The organism is Sphingomonas sp. OV641 (assembly GCF_900109205.1).
Classification (GTDB): domain Bacteria; phylum Pseudomonadota; class Alphaproteobacteria; order Sphingomonadales; family Sphingomonadaceae; genus Sphingomonas.
On the sequence record NZ_FNZB01000002.1, the window covers coordinates 462,559 to 481,332 of the forward strand.

General features: G+C 64.3%; 12 protein-coding genes. 2 read left to right on the forward strand and 10 right to left on the reverse strand.

Annotated features, from left to right (window positions below; all coding sequences use genetic code 11):
* Positions 1 to 37: 37 nt before the first annotated feature.
* Genes BMX36_RS13115 through BMX36_RS13125 form a run of 3 tightly spaced genes read right to left on the reverse strand, consistent with a single transcriptional unit; the run spans position 38 to position 5,355 of the window.
* Positions 38 to 1,462 (reverse strand): spinster family MFS transporter, encoded by a 1,425-nt coding sequence (locus tag BMX36_RS13115; RefSeq protein WP_256210792.1) that lies wholly within the window; start codon positions 1,460 to 1,462, stop codon positions 38 to 40.
* Positions 1,459 to 3,003 (reverse strand): acyl-CoA synthetase, encoded by a 1,545-nt coding sequence (locus BMX36_RS13120; protein WP_093066063.1) that lies wholly within the window; start codon positions 3,001 to 3,003, stop codon positions 1,459 to 1,461. Before BMX36_RS13120 ends, BMX36_RS13115 begins: the two co-directional genes overlap by 4 nt.
* 24 nt (positions 3,004 to 3,027) lie before the next feature.
* Positions 3,028 to 5,355, reverse strand: a complete 2,328-nt coding sequence (locus tag BMX36_RS13125; RefSeq protein WP_177179134.1) for a TonB-dependent receptor — start codon at positions 5,353 to 5,355, stop codon at positions 3,028 to 3,030.
* 541 nt (positions 5,356 to 5,896) lie between these two features.
* Here BMX36_RS13125 and BMX36_RS13130 point away from each other — a divergent pair.
* Positions 5,897 to 6,952 (forward strand): acyltransferase family protein, encoded by a 1,056-nt coding sequence (locus BMX36_RS13130; RefSeq protein WP_177179135.1) that lies wholly within the window; start codon positions 5,897 to 5,899, stop codon positions 6,950 to 6,952.
* Positions 6,953 to 7,116: 164 nt separating this feature from the next.
* On the opposite strand, the gene BMX36_RS13135 is transcribed toward BMX36_RS13130, so the two are convergent.
* From BMX36_RS13135 to BMX36_RS13165, 7 genes are all read right to left on the reverse strand, one after another.
* Positions 7,117 to 8,577: a lactonase family protein gene (locus tag BMX36_RS13135; RefSeq protein ID WP_143058569.1), complete on the reverse strand. Its 1,461-nt coding sequence runs from the start codon at positions 8,575 to 8,577 to the stop codon at positions 7,117 to 7,119.
* Between the two features lie 107 nt (positions 8,578 to 8,684).
* On the reverse strand, positions 8,685 to 9,785 hold the full coding sequence (locus BMX36_RS13140; RefSeq protein WP_093066071.1) for a helix-turn-helix transcriptional regulator: 1,101 nt from the start codon (positions 9,783 to 9,785) through the stop codon (positions 8,685 to 8,687).
* 484 nt (positions 9,786 to 10,269) lie between these two features.
* Positions 10,270 to 11,307, reverse strand: coding sequence for a YeiH family protein (locus tag BMX36_RS13145; RefSeq protein ID WP_256210793.1), 1,038 nt, complete (start codon positions 11,305 to 11,307; stop codon positions 10,270 to 10,272).
* Positions 11,308 to 11,363: 56 nt separating this feature from the next.
* Positions 11,364 to 13,358: an alpha-glucosidase gene (locus BMX36_RS13150; protein ID WP_093066073.1), complete on the reverse strand. Its 1,995-nt coding sequence runs from the start codon at positions 13,356 to 13,358 to the stop codon at positions 11,364 to 11,366.
* Positions 13,355 to 13,939, reverse strand: a complete 585-nt coding sequence (locus tag BMX36_RS13155; protein WP_093066075.1) for an NADPH-dependent FMN reductase — start codon at positions 13,937 to 13,939, stop codon at positions 13,355 to 13,357. The genes BMX36_RS13150 and BMX36_RS13155 overlap by 4 nt, the downstream gene beginning before the upstream one ends.
* Positions 13,940 to 14,080: 141 nt before the next feature.
* Positions 14,081 to 15,157, reverse strand: coding sequence for an LLM class flavin-dependent oxidoreductase (locus tag BMX36_RS13160; protein WP_093066077.1), 1,077 nt, complete (start codon positions 15,155 to 15,157; stop codon positions 14,081 to 14,083).
* Entirely contained in the window at positions 15,154 to 16,062 is a 909-nt protein-coding gene (locus BMX36_RS13165) for an aldo/keto reductase (RefSeq protein ID WP_066780886.1), read from the reverse strand. Before BMX36_RS13165 ends, BMX36_RS13160 begins: the two co-directional genes overlap by 4 nt.
* 157 nt (positions 16,063 to 16,219) lie before the next feature.
* On the opposite strand from BMX36_RS13165, the gene BMX36_RS13170 reads away from it, so the two are divergent.
* Positions 16,220 to 18,688, forward strand: a complete 2,469-nt coding sequence (locus BMX36_RS13170) for a TonB-dependent receptor (RefSeq protein WP_093066079.1) — start codon at positions 16,220 to 16,222, stop codon at positions 18,686 to 18,688.
* The last annotated feature ends 86 nt before the right edge of the window (positions 18,689 to 18,774 follow it).

Here is an 18,774-nt window from a genome sequence, read left to right on the forward strand (position 1 = left end):
GCACCTGTGGTGAGGAAGAAAGCGGAGCGGCCATGGCTCAGCTGATGGTTTCGGCGACGATCGAGCGGCGCGCGTGCCAGAACAGCGCCGCTGCCGGCAGGCCAAGAAGCGCCACGATGGTCAGCGATGTCCGCACGCCCTCGGCCGGGCCGACGGATGCGGCGGCCAGATCGCTGATTAGACCCACTCCCAGCGGTCCCATGCCAAGGCCGATCAGATTGGCGACGAAAAGCAGGATCGCGGTGGCCGTGGCGCGTGCGGAGGCTGGCACCAGCCCCTGGATCGCGGCGTAGGAGGGGGCGAGCCAAAGCGCGTTGAGCAGCGACGGCACGGCCAGGATCATCAACGCGGCGGTGACGGAGCTGCTGTGCAGCGCGACGATGCTGAACGGCAGTGCGGTCAGCGATCCGGCGACGGGAAGCAGCACATAGGCGCGGGCATCGCGCTTGACGAAGAGGTCGGCGACATAGCCGCCCGCCAGCGTTCCGAGCCCGGACGTCACCCCCGTCACCAGACCGAGCGCGAGGCCAAGAAAGCCGCCGGTCTTTAGGCCGAACGCCGCTGCCATGGCCGAGAGTTCGCCGGCATGGTTGCGGTAGAAGAACGAGGCGAGAAAGGCCGTCGTCCCGTAGGAGATGAAGGCCTTCAGCGCGACGGCGGATACCACCAGCCAATAGGTGCGGCTGCGGCGGAGCATCGCGAACGTGGCGGCGAACCCCGGGGCCTGGGTGGTGCGCTGCCGGATCTCGGCCGACCATCTGCGCCGCGGCTCCTTCAATGTCGTGACCACCAGCAGTGCCAGCAGCAGACCGGGCGCGCCGGCCAGCAGAAACGCCGATCGCCAGCCCCATTGGTCTGCCACAAGCCCGCCGGCCGCCATGCCGATCAGCGCGCCCAGCGGCGAGCCGAGAAGATAGATGGAAAGCGCCGAGGCACGCTCTTCCTTGGGTGTATAATCGGTGATGAGCGACATGGCCGGCGGGGTGCAGCCTGCCTCGCCGATGCCGACACCGACGCGTGCCGCGACCAGTTGAACGAAGTTCTGCGCCGCGCCGCATAGCGCGGTAAACCCGCTCCAGATCGTCACCGCGCCGCCGATGATCCATGGCCGGTTGCCGCGTTCGGACCAGGTCGCGATCGGGATGCCCAGCAGCGTGTATAGCAGCGCAAAGGCGAGGCCTGTCAGCAGCCCCAATTGCCAGTCCTTCAGATCCAGGTCGTGCTTGATCGGCTCGGCCAGGATGGCGAGGATCTGCCGATCGAGGAAGTTGAAGGTGTAGACGGCGAGAAGCACCAGGAGCGCATAGCGGCGGTAGCCGCGGCTCACCGGACCGATCGGGGAGGGGGCCGCCGGGTCGACGACGGCGGGGGTCGCATCGCCCGGCGGTGGGGCTGCCGCGGCGAGCATCGGCGTGTTTGCCCCCAAGCCATGCGCGCCATGCGCGCCGCCCGCGTCGGTCATATCTGGCGCCCCGCATCCTGCCAGTAGGGATCGCGCAGCTCGCGCTTGAAGATCTTGCCCGAATCCTCGCGCGGCAACGTGTCGCGGAACTCGACCACGCGGGGCACCTTGAAGCCGGCAAGTCGGCTGCGAACGAAGGTGCGCACGTCATCGATGTCGATCCGCGCGCCTGCCTCCGGCTCGACCACGGCGCATAATTGCTCGCCGAACTCCGCGTCCGGAATGCCGAACACCGCGCAATCACGCACGCCTTCCAGCTGGAGCAGGGCGGACTCGATCTCCGCGGGGTAGATATTGACCCCACCCGAGATCACCATGTCGGAGGATCGGCCCGACAGATACAGGAAGCCGTCCTGGTCGAAGAAGCCCACGTCGCCGGTTGCGATGAGCCCCGGTCGCCGCTCCGCGCCGCGGCGCTTCTCGTCGTCCCTGTTGTAGGTGAAGTCGGCATAGCCGGCGCGCCAGCCCACGATGTCGCCGGGCTGACCCACGGGCACATCCGCGCCCGTTTCGTCCAGCAGCCGCAAGGTGCAGTTCGGCATGACGCGGCCTACCGTGCCGGGATGGGCCAGCCACTCCTCCGAGCTGCAGATGGTCAGTCCGCCTACTTCGGTGCTGCCGTAATGCTCCCAGATGATCGGCCCTAACCAGTCGATCATGGCCCGTTTGACATGCGGCGGGCAGGGCGCGGCTCCGTGCATGACGTAGCGGAGGCTCGACAGGTCGTAGCGCCCGCGCACCTCGGGCGAAAGCTTCAGCAGGCGAACGAACATGGTCGGCACGGCGAGCAGGTGCGTGACGCGATGGCGCTCGATATCGCGCAGCAGCTGTTCGGGATCGAACCTGGGCGCAAGCACGATGTTCGCCCCGATGCCGAGGAAATACATCGCCCAGCCGTTTGGCGCCGAATGATAAAGCGGGCCGGGAAGCAGAAGGACGATCTCCTCTGGCCGATCGTCCCACCCCTGCAGCCCGAAGATCGCCCGTGAGATCGCCAGGCCAGCCTCATCATGCTCGGGCCGCGGCGCACGGCGCACGCCCTTGGGCCGCCCGGTCGTGCCGGAGGTATAGATCATCGAACCCGGCGACGGTTCGGGCGGCCCGTCGTAAGGCGCGAACTGCTGCAGCCACTCGGCCCAGTGCGGTCCCGCCTCGGATCCCGGGGGCGACGGACCGATCTGATAAGCGGCGGCGATTTCATCCGGGGTCGGCACGATGATCACGCCCACCCGATCGGGCACGGCGCCGAGGACACCGCCCGCCAGATCGGCATGGCAGATCAGGAGCTTGGCGCCGGAGTCTTCGAGGATGTAGCGCGCCTCTTCGGCCGACGCGTGCCAGTTGATCGGCACGACATAGGCGCCCAGAAGCCCGGCGGCGACCGAGGCTTCAAGGAACGGGAAGTCGTTGCGCAGAAACAGCGCGATCGTGTCGCCGCGTCCGACCCCGGCGGCCGCGAAACCGGTTGCGGCCCGTGCGGCATGCTCGCGCACCATGCTCAGGTCGATGTGGCGATCGCCGGAAAACAGCCTCGATGTCATGGCGCTTCGCTCCGCTCGAGAAGTTCAATTCTTGATGCTGAAGGTCAGACCAAAGGTCCGCGGGTTGGCGTAATAAGTGAGATACGCCTGCCGTCCGGCGGAGCGCTCAGCGGGGGTCAGCCAGAAGGTGCCGAAGTCATAAGCCGCTTGGATCGGCGCATTGTTCGTCAGGTTCTTGCCCCAGACGCTGACCTTCCAGTTCGCCTTCAAAGGGATGAAGTCGATGCTGGCGCCGAAGATGTTCCAATCCGACCGGTCGATCGCACCGCGATTGACGTTGTTGGCGTCGCTCAGCGCCAGCTTGGAATGGTAGCTGTAATCCCCGGCGAACTGCATTTCGAAATCGTCGCTGAGACGCGCGGTGTAACGCGCGCCGGTATTCAGCGAATGCTTGGGCGCGAATGGCATCCGGTTGCCCGCATAGTCAGCCGTGCCCGTGTTGTACGACAGGTATTCGGCGTCCAGGTAAGAATAATTGACGAAGAGGTTCAGGTCCGGCGTCACATTGGCTGAGCTTTCGAGTTCGATGCCCTGCTGCCGCGATTTGCCGACACTGCGCGTGAAGCTCAGCCCGTTCTCGAAAAAGGTCGCCTGCAGATTGTCGATTTCCTGCCTGAAGAGCGTCAGGTTGAACTGAACCTTTCGATCAAAGAAGCGGCTTTTGGTGCCGATCTCGTAATTGATCGCCTTTTCTGGAGGAAATGGCGTGGTCAGCCCGACGATCGAGTTCTGGCTGGAGGAGAAGCCGCCGCCCTTGAAGCCCTTGGCGACGGTCCCGTAGAAGTTGAGATCCGGTGTCGGCTCGTACCTGATGTAGACGCGCGGCGTGAACGAGCCCCAGCGTTCAGGCCCGAACCGTACAAAGGTCGGAACGACCGGGAAGCGCGGGGTGCCGGGAGTACCCGTGATCTCGTCGAAGCCCTTTTTCCGGTCGCTGGTATAGCGCGCGCCAATCGATGCGGTGAGCTCGGGCGTGATCTTGAAGGCACCTTCGCCAAAGACGGCGATGCTGCTGTTGTTGGCATATTGCCGGATCTGAGTCGATTTCAGCAGCGGAACGGAGGTGCCGAACGGCGTGCCCGGCAGCCCTTGCTCATTGTAGAAGTCGCTGCGCTCGTTGCGTTGCCGGAGATAGAAGAAGCCAGCGACATAGGAGAAGCGTTTCTCGGCGGGCGAGGCGAAGCGCAATTCCTGTGTGAACTGCTTGTCGTTGGTTTCCGCGCGAAGATAATAGACGCTGAGCGGGATCGCGTCCGGATCGCGGTTGGCATAATTCACGTTGCGCCGGATCGCAGTGATGGACGTCAGAGATCCCGCGTCGCCAACGTCCCAGTCGACGCGCGCCAGCCCGCCATAATATTCCACGCGGTAACCCGCCGGGTCATTCTGGTCGACGGTGAAGGGATCCGTGGAAAGCGGGGGCAGCAATTGTGGTGTGCAGACCTCGGCGGCGGGTGTGAAACAGGTCACCTTCGCCGGGTTGCTCGTGCCGTTGTCGTTCATATAATCGGCGGAGATCCGCAGGCTGAGATTGCTCGCCGGCGTAAACAGCAGCTGGCCGCGGATTGCGTCGACATTCTCTTTATTGAGGTCCGGACCAGCGCGGTTTTCGATGAGTCCGTCGTTCTGGCTGTGCTTGTACGAGATCCGCGCGGCCAGCTTATCCTCCAGCAGCACGGCGTTGGAAAACCACTCCGCCGCTACCTGACCCTTGTTCCCGATCGTCGCGCTGCCACCCCAATCATTGTCGAAGGTGGGTCGGCGAGTGGATACGGAGATCGCACCGCCGGTGACGTTGCGTCCGAACAATGTACCCTGGGGACCGCGAAGAACCTCGATCCGCTCGATATCGAAGAAGGTGCTGCCCGTGCTCGATACGCCCGAGGTGTAAACGTCGTCGAAGAAGAACACGACGGGAAGGTCGGCCGCCGGTGCGGACAACAAGGCGCGGACGCCTCTCAGGCCAATCACGGCAAACGCCTTGTCGGCCGCGGAATTGAAGATGGCCGACGGCACGCGCTGCGACAGGGCGAAGGCATCGGTGATGCGCTGTTGCTCCACCTGCTCGGCGCCGAACGCCATGATCGAGAACGGAATGTCCTGGAGACTCGTCTCCCGCCGCTGCGCGGTGACGACGATATCTCCCGGCGCGGCGGCACTCGCTTCAGGCGACGGCTGGGTGATCGCGCTGGATGATTGCGCGCTCCCATCCGACGTTTGCGCCGCCGCAGCGGCAGATGTTGGTGGATCTTCGGCCGGTGTCGACGCCTGCGCCAAGCCGGCGCTCGGTGCAAAGGTCAGGAGCAGGCTGGCGCACAAGGGCGCACGACCAAGAGACGTGACTCTCGTCATGGTATCCTCCCCGAAAGGATGGCGAGCCATCCTGGCGCCGGGAGCCGAGCTCTGTGTCTCTGGTCTCCCGAACTGATCATGATCGTATGCCTGCCGCTCAAAGGGTCAAGAACTAATTATCCAATTAATTAAACTTTTCTACTCACCGTGATTAGCTCTCGTGTAAGACCGCGACTACAGAAAAAGCGCGTTGTAGCAGTGGGTTGGAGACCGCAGCTTTGTGACTCTGCATCGAATGAGAGCGCCCTGTTCGCCGGCGCTCCTCTTGCCGCCGCTCGGAGGAGCAAACACGTAAGCCAATGCCCGTATCTGAATGCGCCGCGTGTTAGGGGTGCGCTCCTCAAGCGTGCGCGGCAGCCATCGGCCCCAATCCCCTCACAGAGGATCATCGTCACTTCATCACGCCAGAGCGCCCCGACTGCGGCTATCGCTTAGCTAAAGTTGCCGAGGTGTGCCCTCCGCTCCAGCCAAGTACGTGTGGGTTACCGACAAAGCGCAACTCACCATACTCCCGTTGACGTGCAACTTGCTGGAGGACAGCGTGCAGACCAAGCCGAAGGCGTCGAGGGAGCTTTGGCTTGATGTAGCAAAAGGAGTGGGTATCCTTCTCCTTGTCGTCCTGCATGTGTTCTCTGAGTCTAAGGCGCTATACGGCGACGACATCGTGTATTTCTTGAAACTTTTCAGAATGCCGATGTTCTTTATTGTGTCAGGGTTCCTGTTCGCTCCTGCGCGACCTTGGGCACTCGCTGAGAAACGCGTGAGAACGCTCCTGCTACCCTATGTCAGCTATCTCGTGCTGGTGTTCCTGCTGATCGTCGGCAGATATTATGCGCTTGGCATGCAATCCGGATATCTTTCGCCCAGAGGCGTTGCTCGGCTGATTGTCGGCGGTGAATATTTGACCAGAGAATTTGGCGTGTTCTGGTTCGTGACAAGCCTGTTCGCGACTCAGTTGCTATACAATTACCTCAAATTGAAGTTGCACGGTCCGCTGACGCGGCCGTTCGCGCTGGCCGTGTTGTTGATCACCACCAGCGGCTATGTCGCCAATCTTCTGTTCCCGCACGTCGGTACCCCGTTGGCGATCGGCGCGATCACCTACAGTCTGCCACTTTTCTGGATCGGTCACATCCTCAAGACAGCAAAGGAGGACAGGCTCCGGACATCGGCTCTGTGCGCCATCGTCATCTTCGGGGCGATTGCGTGTTATTACCTTGGCTATGATCTGGTCATGGACCTGAAAACCACCAAGCCTGGCGTTCCGTTTCTGTCGATCGCACTGGCTGCGTGCCTTACATGGCTGTTCTTCGAAGCGATGAAGAACCTGTCCAGGGCGTCCATCTCCGACCGGATCTTCACGCCGCTGTCAGAGGCCGCCATCTGCATCATGTTTCTGCATCAGTTCATCCACTACACGCTTCGCTACGTTGGCCTCACGTCGGACATGCTGATCTTCGCCATTTGCGTGATCGTTCCTACCATCTTCTGGTCCCTGGCACGGCGCTGGACTCTCACCGGCGCGCTGTTCCTGGGCACGGCGCCAGCCCCCGCCTTCGCCAAACGGCGTCTGAGTGCGCTGACGAACAATCCATGACACTCTTGGGCTTGCTGGCCGACGGCGAAACGCACCGCCACCGGGAAGAACGTCGCTCCCAAACAGCCAGTGCGGATCATGCCTTGGATCGGCTCTGATCAAAGGGCGGCAGGCAGGAGTCCGCAGCTTCCCGAAAGATTGGGATAGTGACGGCCAACACCATCTCAGGGCTGACGCCGATCCACCGCCACGAGCCCCTGCAGGCTGTCCGACGCCAAAATGCTTGGCTCAACCTGGTAGCGGCGGGCTATGTTGGTCGCGACCAGCGTGTCCACTTCATACACGTCGATACGGCCTCTGAGCGCGACGATCTGATAGAGCCAGCGACCATCCGGGCTGAGCGCGAGATCGCCAAAGCCGTCGGCACCGGCAAGCGGCGTGGGCGAGGCGGGATCGACCGCGGCGCCGGCGGCAACAATCTCCCCTCTGGCGATCGTGCCATCCGCGTTGAGGCCGTAGCCGGCAATCACAGCGCCGGAGGTCGCGGCGACCCAAAAACTGGAATAATGGGGCGAATAGGCCAGATAGCCGGCCTGAAGCGGGCCCGAAGATTTTGACGGTCCAAGCAGCACGTCTTGAGAGCGGGGGATCAGGGCACCGTCGGCGCTCATCTCCCAGGTGGAGATAGAGCCCGTCTGAACGGTAGCGAACGTCGCCGCGGGCGTGCCGGTGGACGACACCGTGCGAGCTTCCGCGGCGATCACGAACTGACGTCCGCCAGCGGCATATACTTCGATGCCGAGTGCGTTAGGCAGGTTGCGATCCGCGACGTTGTTGATCGCTGTCGACTGACCGGTGCCCGCCGGGTTGCTCTCAAGTGTGCCGTCGGCCTGGATCCGAAAGCTCGTCAACTCCGCAGCAGTTGGCTGAGGGAGTCGCGGCGACGACGCGTTCAGCGACGACGCGATCAAGAAAGCTCCATCCGGAGACACCTCAAGGTCAGCCGGCCGGCCGCGCAGATTCAGGGAAAAATCATCCAGCCGGGTCAGCTCACCTGTCGCTGTGTCAAGGCGCAGCGCCGTGATGTTCCCACTCTGGTCGCTAGGAGCCGTGAACGCGCCGTCTTCGTCCGCATTGGCGACATAGACCGTGCCAGCTCGATAGGCGAGGCTGATCGGCAAGGTGCCGCCAGTGTCTTCGACGTCGATGCGAGACAGGGTGAAGTCGGCGTTGATCCGGAAGGACGTGACGGTGTTGCTACCTGCGTTAACGACCAGAAGATAGCGGTCATCAACCGCAAGCAGGGAGTCTTCGGACATCAGTGGATTGAGACGGCGAGCGCGGTCCATTTCAGGAACACCGCCGCTTCCTATGCCGCCGGTCGGATAATGATCGATCAGCCTCAGCATCCCGGCAACGTCACGGCCATATGCCACGACGAAGTTTTCCGGTTCGTCGAAGCCGCTGTTATTTCCCACATGGTCAGTACCGGCATAAACTGCGCCGACGAAGCCTGCCGGTGTGGGAGCGGGCGTTGGTGAAGGTGAAGGTGATGGTGACGGCGCTGGCGACGCTGGGGGAAGAACCACCGTACCTCCATCGGCATCATCCTCCCCACCGCATGCCGCGCAGGTCAGCATCAGAGCGGTGAATGAAGACTGCAGCATTAGCTGAATGCGGGACATGCTCGGCCTCCATCACAGAAAGCTATTCTAGGCGCTTGCAAGTCGTGATGCGTCGTATGTTCATACTAGTGAGTGGATCACGCAAGGATCTGCCGCTTGCTGGGACGTCAGAGATTCCCGGTCCGCGGCGGAGCGGAAAGCGAAGACATGAGCATGATGAGCTCTGATTGACGATGTGTCGCGGTTTTCTCGAATACACGTTGCAGGTGAATACGCGTGGTGGACAGGCTCACGCCGCGCTCCAGCGCTACCTGGCGCAAGCCGCGGGAGCCGCGCACCCGCAGCGCGACTTGAGCTTCGGCAATCGTGAGCCCGTAGTCGTTCCGGAGCGCATGCATCAGGTGCTGCTCCTCGCGCGCGGGATCAGTGATCATGATTGCGACGTGATCACATCCCTGGTTGAACCAACCGTCGGGCGTTTGATGCGGCATCATCCTCACCATGTACGGAGAGGCGCCGGATGCACGAGAGATTTCGAACGGTCGGCCAAAATCAGCCGCGGCAAAGCGCATGCCGGTCCCCGCGGCTACAGATTTCAACAGATGCGCATTGATTGCAGGATCGACCGCCTCGATCATACCTTGCCTGAGGCGAAGCCCATCCTCCTCATCCAAAATCAGGCGTCCTGTCTGATTGATGTCGCGTAGGTGGCAGGTCGCCGAGACAAGCATCCAGCCGCGACCCAGTTGATCGAAGCACGCCTGGCAGGCCTGCCCTTCCAAGCTCGCCCGCTCCAAACGCCGCGAGATATCGAAGGCGTTCACCAGGTGCGGCCCAACCACGGCAAGGTAAGCTCTCAGCGCAGGGCGCAGAAACGGCGTGTCGCGATAAGGGTGGCCGAGCGCCAGTGCGCACAATGGGTCCGAGCTGCTCGACAACCTGAGGAACACGGCATCGGAAACATGGTTGGGGTCAGCCCATTCGATGAAGAAGGGGCTGTGTCGCGTATCGTCCCTTGCGATTGCCTCTCTGCACGACAGGATGCCGCCTGCTTCAAGGGTTCCCAACATCTGCGGCAGCGGATCAATCGCGCCATAATATTGATTGTATCGCGCATCTTCTGCAGGATCGATGCCGATCGACACAAGGCTTTCGCCCTTGATGCGTTTCCCGCTCAGCAATTGCGCGCCGGTGGCGCCGGAGACGTCGACCAGTGCCGCCAGAACCTCCCGCCAGCGCTCACGATCCAGAGCTGCCGCATAGGCCATGGCAATTGCATGAGAAGGATCGAGGCGAGGGTGCATGGCAAGCGCTCACCAGTTAGAAGCTCATCCAGCTGTCCAGCAGATTAGCAGATACTGGCGTTTAGATCCTCAGCGAAATTCCTTTGCTGCGAGCGCGCAATCATCAAAACAATCGTGGCGGACACGACAACGAACGGGCGCATGCTTTAGGCGACACTTTTCGGCGCGTTACTATTCGCCATTGGCACCGTTTTTTCGGAAGCAACATCGCTTCGGGCACTCGCTTTCGACGTTGTTGCGCTGCGCGAAGATGAGGAGCTGTCGTTCGCGCATAGCGCATCAGGTCTCCAGCAATCTCGATCCGATCTGGACACGGTTGCTCGCTGCGCGACCCGGTCAGGGTGTTCAATCCCCTTGAATTAGCGAATGCAGCGAACCGCCGGCGTTCGACATGAGCTCTTCCGCCCGTCCGACATGAACACGGACGGCTGCTCCCTCCGCGGCCGCATCAAAGCAGAACCATCGCTCCTGCCAGCGACAGTGCTAGCGCCACGAGAGACGCGGTCACGATCACCAGGATCGGCTTGATCCCTGTCTCCAGCAGCGAGCTCATCGGCGCGCGGATGCCGGTCGCCGCGACGGCGCAGGCGAGGCAGGCGGTTGCGATATCCTGCGCACCGCGGCTCGCCACCGATGGTATGATGCCCAGCGAGTTGATCCCGGCAAAGGCGAAGAACCCCACCACGAACCACGGCAAAGTGATGCCCGTTTTCTTGCCGTCCTCGGGCCGGAAGAATGCCGCAACCAGCGCGAGCACTGGGGCGAGCAGGGCGACCCGCGTCAGCTTCACGATCGCGGCGATCTGCCCCGCGCCATCCGAATAGCTGTACCCCGCGCCCAGCGCCTGGGCGACATCGTGGATCGAGGCGCCCAGCATGAAGCCCGCTTGCCGGTCGGTCAGGCCAAGCTGATGCGCGAGGCTGGGGTAAAGGAACATCGCGGTCGCGCTCGCCGCCGAAATGACGACAAGGACCAGCGCGAGCTGTGCCTGATTGGCGCGTTTCTCGCCCAATGTCGTCGCCAGCGCCATCGCCGCGGATGCGCCGCAGATCGCCACCGCCCCGCCTGCCAGCGTGCCGAACGCCCTACCAAGGCCAAGCGCACGCGCGATGATCACGCCGCTTGCCAGCGTCACGAGCAGGATCGCGATGACGGCCAGCAGCGTTCCCGGGCCCAGCCCGACGATCTGCCCCAATGTGATGCGCGCCCCGGCGAGCACGATGCCCCATCGCAGCAGCGACTTGGAGGCAAAGCCCAGCCCCGGCGCCATGCGCGGGTCGGCGCCGAGGAAATTGAGCGCGAGCCCGATCAGCAGCGCCATCAACGTAAGCGGTGCGCCGTAATGATCGGCGACGAACGCCGCCGCCATCGTGGCCAGCACTGCGACCGTCAGCCCCGGCATCAGATCCCGCCAGCTCGACTTGGGCGAGGGCTCGAGATCATTGTAGAGATCGGCCGCGAGCGGCAGCGTTGCGTATCTGGTCACCGCCGCTCTCCTGTCGCCCGGATATGCGCCGCCAAGGAACGATCGTCGTGCCTCATTCAGGCAGCACCGATCGACGCGAACAATGAAGCAAAGTCGCTGTCACTGCGATAGAATACCGGGGGCTGGCCGATCGGCGCCGCAACCTCCACGCGCGTGCCGCCGTTGAACGCTTCTCCGGACCACAGATGTCGCCATTCGGCGCCTTCGGGCAGATAGGCGCGCCACCGCTCGGCACCTGCCTCGATCACCGGCGCGACGATCAGGTCGCGCCCATACGCGAATTGCGTCTCCACGCCCCAGCAGGCCGCGTCGTCCTCATAATCAAGGAACATGGCGCGCTGCAGCGGAAGGCCCGTCGTTGCCGCTTCCGCGGACAGGCTCGCCACATAGGGCGCCAGTGCGGCATGAACCTTGGTCATGGCCACGAAATGCGCCAGCACCGCAGCATCGCCGTCAAGCTGAAGGTTGCTGTCGGGCCGGTTGCCCTCGTGGCTGCGCATGACGGGCGAAAAGGCGGACAATTCGCTCCAGCGCATCAGCAGTTCGGGCGTGCGCACGTTGTCGTAGAGGCTGGTGTACCCGCCAAGATCGCTGTGGTGATAAGCGTTGCCGACCAAGCCGGAGGACAAGGCGGCCCGGATCACCGTGCCGATCCCGTCATGGCGCGAGAAATCGACGCACTGGTCGCCCGCCCAGAGCAAGGGGCAGTGTGCGCCGACCCCGGTGAAGCCGGCACGCATGAAGAAGACCGCATCGCCCGTCCTGCCGCGGCTGGCAACGGCGTGCGCGTTCACCTCGGCCCAAAGCGTCGGCCAGGCATTGTGCGCCAGCATACCGTCGCTGCCATCGTGCAGACGCACGTCGGTGGGCAGATACTCGCCAAAGTCCGCCATCCAGCCCGACAGGCCGATGTCGAGCATCTCGCGGCCGATCACCCGATCCGCGAACCATTCGGCCGCCGCCGGATTGGTGAAGTCGACGATCCCGCAATCGAATTCGCCGAAATCGACGATGTACGGCTCGTCCGCGTCGAGCTTCAGCGCCAGATATCCCGCCTCCGCCGCTTCGACATATTGCGTCCCGTCAACGGCGAGATACGGGTTCACATAGCCCATGAAGCGGATGCCGCGGTCGTTCAGCTCGGCGATCTTCTGGCGCAGGCCGGGATAACGCGCCTCGTTCGCCTTCCAGTCCCAGAACAGCCGCTTGCCGAAGCTGGTGACGCGCAAGCCTACCCAATCCTCGCACCAAAGGCCCGTCACGACGGCGCCCGCGTCGAGGATCGCCTCCATTCGCTCGAAGCTGCGCGTGCCGTCCTTCAGCCCCAGGATCGCGCCCGAATAGGCCCAGGCGGGCAGTTGCGGCTGGCGGCCGAACCGCAGGGAGAGCTGGCCTACGATCGCCGCAAAGCGGTCACCCGCAAACAGCTCGATCCGTGCGGGAATTTCCCAGATTTCGATCTCGGGCGCGGCCGCATCGCGGAAGTCGAAGCAGCTATACGCCGTCGTATCGACGTGCAGTGCGTAGCGTCGGGACGAAAGATAGGTCGGCTGCGGATAGTTGGTGTTCCAGTAATCCCCGCCCGACCGATGATCGCGGTCGCACTGGAACGTCATCAGCGTCGATTTGTCGCGCCCGACGCCCGGCTCGGACGTCCACATCGGAAAGCGCCGCCCGGCCATGTCGACATAGGACATCTGCTCGCCGCCACCCCAGAAGCGCTCGCCCGCCTCGCCAACGGTCGTCAGCCACAGCCGGTTGAGCCTCGGATCGAGCGCCTCGAGCGCCAATGCGCCACCCTCAACGGTCAGCGCGAGCAGCGCGCGCCCGTTCGCAGAGAGCGTGACGCGGCCGCCCTCGATCACCGCCTCGCGCAGCGCGATCCGCTCAGCAAGCCGGTCCTCGAGAAAGTAGTTGCCGCGATACATGTCGACGCGCGGCCTGCCCGTCCCGACGAACAGGGCAGGCGCCTCGACACGGTGGCGTATAACCAGCACGTCGCCCGCAAGGACGTCGAACCCGCCCGTTACCGCCTGCAGCCGGATGCTCATGCCGCCACCCGCGCCGCATGGTCGCGCAGCGCCGCCGCCGCGACCTGACGCCCGACCAGGCGGAGCTGGTCGATCACCGCCGGATCGCTGCACCCGCCTGTCGCATCAAGCTTCGCCTGCGCGCTGTTCACTGTTGCCGCAAAAGGCGTGGGCCAGCCGCGCAGCGCATGCGCGATCGAGCGCAGCGCGGCGACCGTCGATCCCGTGGCTTGCCAGCCATAAGCGGTGGCGATCAGGCCGACCGGCACGTCGGCAAGGTACGGCCGCGCATCCCGCGCGGTTTCTTCCAGCAGGTCGATCGCGTTCTTGACCATGCCGGAGACGCTGCCGTGATAGCCAGGCGATGCGATGATGACGCCCGATGCGGCGCGGATCGCTTCGACCAGCGCCTCCTCACCCGCGGTGCGCGCAATGCCGGGGGTATAGAGGGGCAAAGCGGCCAGGGTTTCGCCGCCGAACAGCCGGACGTCCGCCCCGGCATCTTCGGCGGCGCAGAGCGCAATCTGCAGCGCGCGCTCGGTAGAGGAGCCGGCAACGGTTGTTCCACCGATCCCGACGATCAGCGGCTTGTTGTGGGTCATCGTCCTCTCCCCCGTGGTTCCCCGGCCCAGGCCGGGGTCCAGCTGCGGAACGCCGACTGGCGGGTGCCGCAGCTTCGTTACGCCGGCCTTCCCGACCGTTCCCCGGCCTTCACCGGGGAACGGTGCTAGCCGGTCACCCGATCAAAGAACCAGCGGGCCATGTTCGAGCTTCGGCAACACGTGCCGCGCGAACAGGTCCGCCTCGGCGGCATGCGGATAGCCGGACAGGATGAACGCCTCGATCCCCATGTCCTGGTACATCCTGAGCTTGGCCAGCACCTGATCGGGATCACCGACGATCGCCGCGCCGCAGCCCGAGCGTGCCCGGCCGACGCCGGTCCACAGATGCTCCTCGGCATAGCCATCGTCCGTCGCTCCCTCGCGCAGCGCGGCCTGCGCCGCGACGCCGGTAGAGGTCGTATCGAGCGACTTGTTGCGGATCGCCTCGCCCTGCGCCGCGTCCAGCTTCGAGAGCAGGCGATCGGCGGCAGCGCGTGCCTCCGTCTCGGTTTCGCGCACGATCACATGCGCGCGATAACCGAACTTCAGGGTGCGGCCGTGCTTGGCGGCGCGCGCGCTCATGTCGTCGATGATCGCCTGCACCGCTTCCTTTTTGTCCGGCCACATCAGGTACACGTCCGCGCCCTGCGCCGCGACCTCGCGCGCATCCGGCGACAGGCCGCCGAAATACAGCGGCGGGCACTTGCCCGACACGGTCGTCACCGCCGGCGGATCGAGCTTCAGCTTCCAGAACTCGCCCTGGTGATCCAGCGGCTCGCCATTCAGCATGGTCTTGAGGATCTGCATCGCCTCCAGCGTGCGGGCATAGCGAGGGCCGGACGCCAGCGTCTCGCCCGGCAGGTCGGAGGAGATGATGTTCACCGTCAGCCGCCCGCCCAGGATGCGGTCGATCGTCGCGATCTGCCGCGCCAGCTGCGGCGGCCAGCTCTCGCCGATCCGGACCGCCATCAGCAGCCGGATACGCTTCACCAGCGTCGCGATCGCCGCCGCAAACGCCGTCGTATCGATGCCCAGCGCATAGCCCGAGGGCAGCAGGATATTGTCGAACCCGCCGCTTTCGGCCTGCATCACGATGTCGCGGCAATGCTCCCAGCTTGACTTCAGCTTGGCGTCGGGAACGCCGAGAAACTCGTAATCGTCATCGCACAGAGCGGAGAACCAGCTGACTTCGCACGCTTTGTTGGTCGGTCCCGTCACGGCAAACGCTCTCCCATGCTGGCTTGAAGGACGGCGTACCACTCCTCGCGCGTCCACTGCGGTTTGTAGGCGTCGGGGATCGTGGCGATCCGCGCCGCATTCTGCGTGCCGACGATCGGGATCGGGCGCGCGGGGTGCGCCATGATCCAGCTATAGGCGGCCGCCGCACGATCGACGCCGGCCACCTCGGCCTTCACGTCGAGCAGGGCGGACACGGCGCGCGCGCGCTCGTCCTTCGGATCGGCAAGGCGACCGCCGCCCAACGGCGACCAGGCCAGCACCGCCATTCCGCGCTGCATCGCCTGATCGAACAGGCCGTCGAACAGCGGCTTTGTCGTGAGGGCCGAGAACTCCGGCTGGTGGCTGACGACCGGAACGGTCAGATATTCGGCCAGCGCGGCGGTCTGCGCTGGCGTATGGTTTGACACGCCAATGGCGGTGATCTTGCCGGCGGCGCGCGCATCGTCGAGCGCGCGGGCCACTTCCTGCGGGTGCGCCAGCATGTCCGGCCGGTGGATCTGATAAAGATCGATCTTGTCGCAGCCGAGTCGGGTCAGCGACGCGTCGATCGCCTCCGCCAGATAGGTCGCGCTCGAATCATACGGCACGCCCATGCGGATCCCGCCCTTAGACGCGAGCACCATCTTGTCGCGCAGCTCCGGCGCCTCGGCAAAGACGCGGCCGAGCAGCGCCTCGGCAGCACCGAATTCCTCATCATTGTCAGGGCCATAGATGTCGGCGGTGTCGAACAGGGTCACGCCGGCATCGAACGCCGCCTCGACCAGCGCGCGGGCGGCGGCGACATCGGTGCCGCGGAAGCGCCACATGCCCCAGGCGATGGTGCTGATGGTGAGACCGGTGTCGCCCAGAGCGACGGAGCGAGCGGGGGAGGGCAAATAAGACACCGTTGTCTTATATGGGCGATCTCGCGTACAGGAAAGCGGTCAATTGGACCTTTGCCGAATTCGGAGGGTCGCCACGGGAATCCCCATCAACTAAGGGGATTAAAGATGGCGGTCGCGGATTGTGCGGCGTGTGACTGGTTTGGGGTAGGAGAGGGTAATGGTAAGTTTCTCTAACAAGGCGCTTTTGCTTGCCGCGAGCGCTGCGTTTGCCGTGGCGGCGCAGGGCGTCTCGGCGCAGGCGATGTCGCCAGAAGCGCAGACTGGGGAGCCGGCAGCGGCACAGGAGACGGCGCCGGCACCGGGTGTCGCGGCCGAATCGGCCGAATCGGCTGATGCCTCGATGGGCGACATCGTTGTCACCGCGCAGAAGCGCAGCGAACGCCTCCAGGACGTGCCACTGGCCGTCTCCGTCGTGGGCGGTGAGGCGCTGGCCAATACCGGCGCGCCCGGCCTCGAAGGCGCGACGACGCTGGTGCCCGCACTCAACATCCTGAAATCGGGCACGACGCTCAATCAATCGCTGTTCCTGCGCGGTGTCGGCACCACCACCTTCTCGATCGCTGGCGAGCCCTCGGTTTCGGCGGTGGTCGACGGTGTGGTGCTGGCGCGCACCGGCGAGGCGTTCGGCGATCTCGTCGACGTGGAGCGGATGGAAGTGCTGCGCGGGCCGCAGGGCACGCTGTTCGGCAAGAATGCCTCCGCCGGCGTGATCAACATCGTCACCAAGCAGCCGGAGCGGGAATTCGGCGGCTATCTGGAAGGCAGCTATTTCACCGGCGGAGACGAGGCGCGCGTCCGCGGTGCCCTCAACGTGCCGATCACCGACAACCTGCTGTCGCGCTTTACCGGCTTCTACAGCCGGTATGACGGTAACATCCGCAACGACGCCTTCGATGGCCGCCGCGTCAACGGCTATGAGCATGTCGGCGGTCGCGTCCAGCTGAAGTGGATGCCCAGCGATGCGACCACCGTCGCCTTCATCGCCGATTATCGCAAGAACGACGATAATTGCTGCGCCGAGGTGATCGGGACCGGCCCGCTCAACGGCGCCGGCGAGCCGATCACCAGCCCGATCTCCGCCGTGCTGCCGGCGCCGCGCGGCGATGAGACGCGCCGGGTGAACCAGAACCTGATCACGCGGACTGAGGAGGAAAGCTACGGCGCCTCGCTGCAGATCGATACCGAACTCGGCAATCAGACGGTCACCAGCATCACCGCCTATCGCGAATATTCGAACACTGAGATCCGCGATGGTGACTTCCTGGCCGCGCCCTATGTCGGCTTTACGCAGCTTCACGATCTCGGGCCGCAGACCGGCGATACCTTCAGCCAGGAACTGCGCCTGACCTCGCCGTCGCAGCAGTTCATCTCCTATGTCGTCGGCCTCTATTATTCGCGCGCCGCGTCGGAGCGGACCTTTTCGCGCTCGGTGGTGAACTGCAACGCGGCCACCACGCCGACCACGCTGATCCCGTGCGGCAGCGCTGGCGCACCGGCGACCACCAATCCGTTCGGTGTCGCGACGTTCGGCTCGGTGTTTCAGAATATCGCCGCGTTCAGCCAGTTCACCGTCAACTTCACTGATCGGTTCCGCTTCATTGGCGGGCTGCGCTACACCACCGATCAGCTCAACGTGTGGCACCGTCGCGCGACGACGCTGGCCGGCCCCGGCGTGAATGCGAACTTCGATCAGGGCGTGTTTGATCGCTACAATGAGCTGCTCGCCGCCGGCGTGGCGCCGGGCGCCGCACAGACCCAGGCGGTCGCCGCTTCGAATGGCATCGCGTGGCGCGGCAAGACCACCAACGACAATTGGTCGGGCAAGGCCTCGCTGCAATTCGACGTCAGCCGTGATGTGGTCGCCTACGGCGGCTGGACGCGCGGCTACAAGGGTCCGGCGTTCAACGTCTTCTACAATCTGAACGCCAACGGCACGAACGTGATCGCCGCGGAAACGTCGGACAGCTACGAGATCGGCCTCAAGAACACGCTGTTCAACGGCCTGCTGACGCTGAACCTTGCGGCCTTCTACGCCAAGTACGACAATTTCCAGGCGAACAACCCGGATCTCGTCGCCGGCGTGGTGGTCACCCGCTTCACCAACGCGGGTGAAGTCTCGACCCGCGGCGTGGAGGCGGACATCGTGCTGCGGCCGGCCGACGACCTGTCGATCTCGGGCGGCCTCGCCTACACCGACGCGCATGTCGACCGCTTCTTCCAGGCGCCCGGCGCCCCGGTGACGGCGGTAATTCCGGCGGGCACCTCTCTGCCCTTCGCGCCGGAATGGAAGGGCTCGCTGGGCGTGGATTATCGCTGGCGCACTGGCGGCGCGGTGGACGTGTTCCTCGGTGCGCAGGGCAATTATCAGTCGAAGCAGCTCGCGCTCTTCTCGCCGGATGCGGTGCAGCGTCAGCTGGGCACGATCGACGGCTACGGCCTCGTCAACCTGTCGGCCGGGGTGGGCGACCAGGACGATCGCTTCCGCCTGACCTTCCAGGTCCGCAACCTGTTCGACCAGAGCTACGCCGCCGCGATCCAGAACGGCGGTCCTGCAGGCAGCTACCGCTATCAGATCCCGCGCGACGCCGACCGCTATTACGGCGTCACCGGCCGCATCAACTTCTGACGCCCCCTCCCCAAGTCAGAAGCCCTAGCCCCCGGAGCAATCCGGGGGCTTTTTTCGTGCGGAATAACGAGGGTGCACCCACGCCC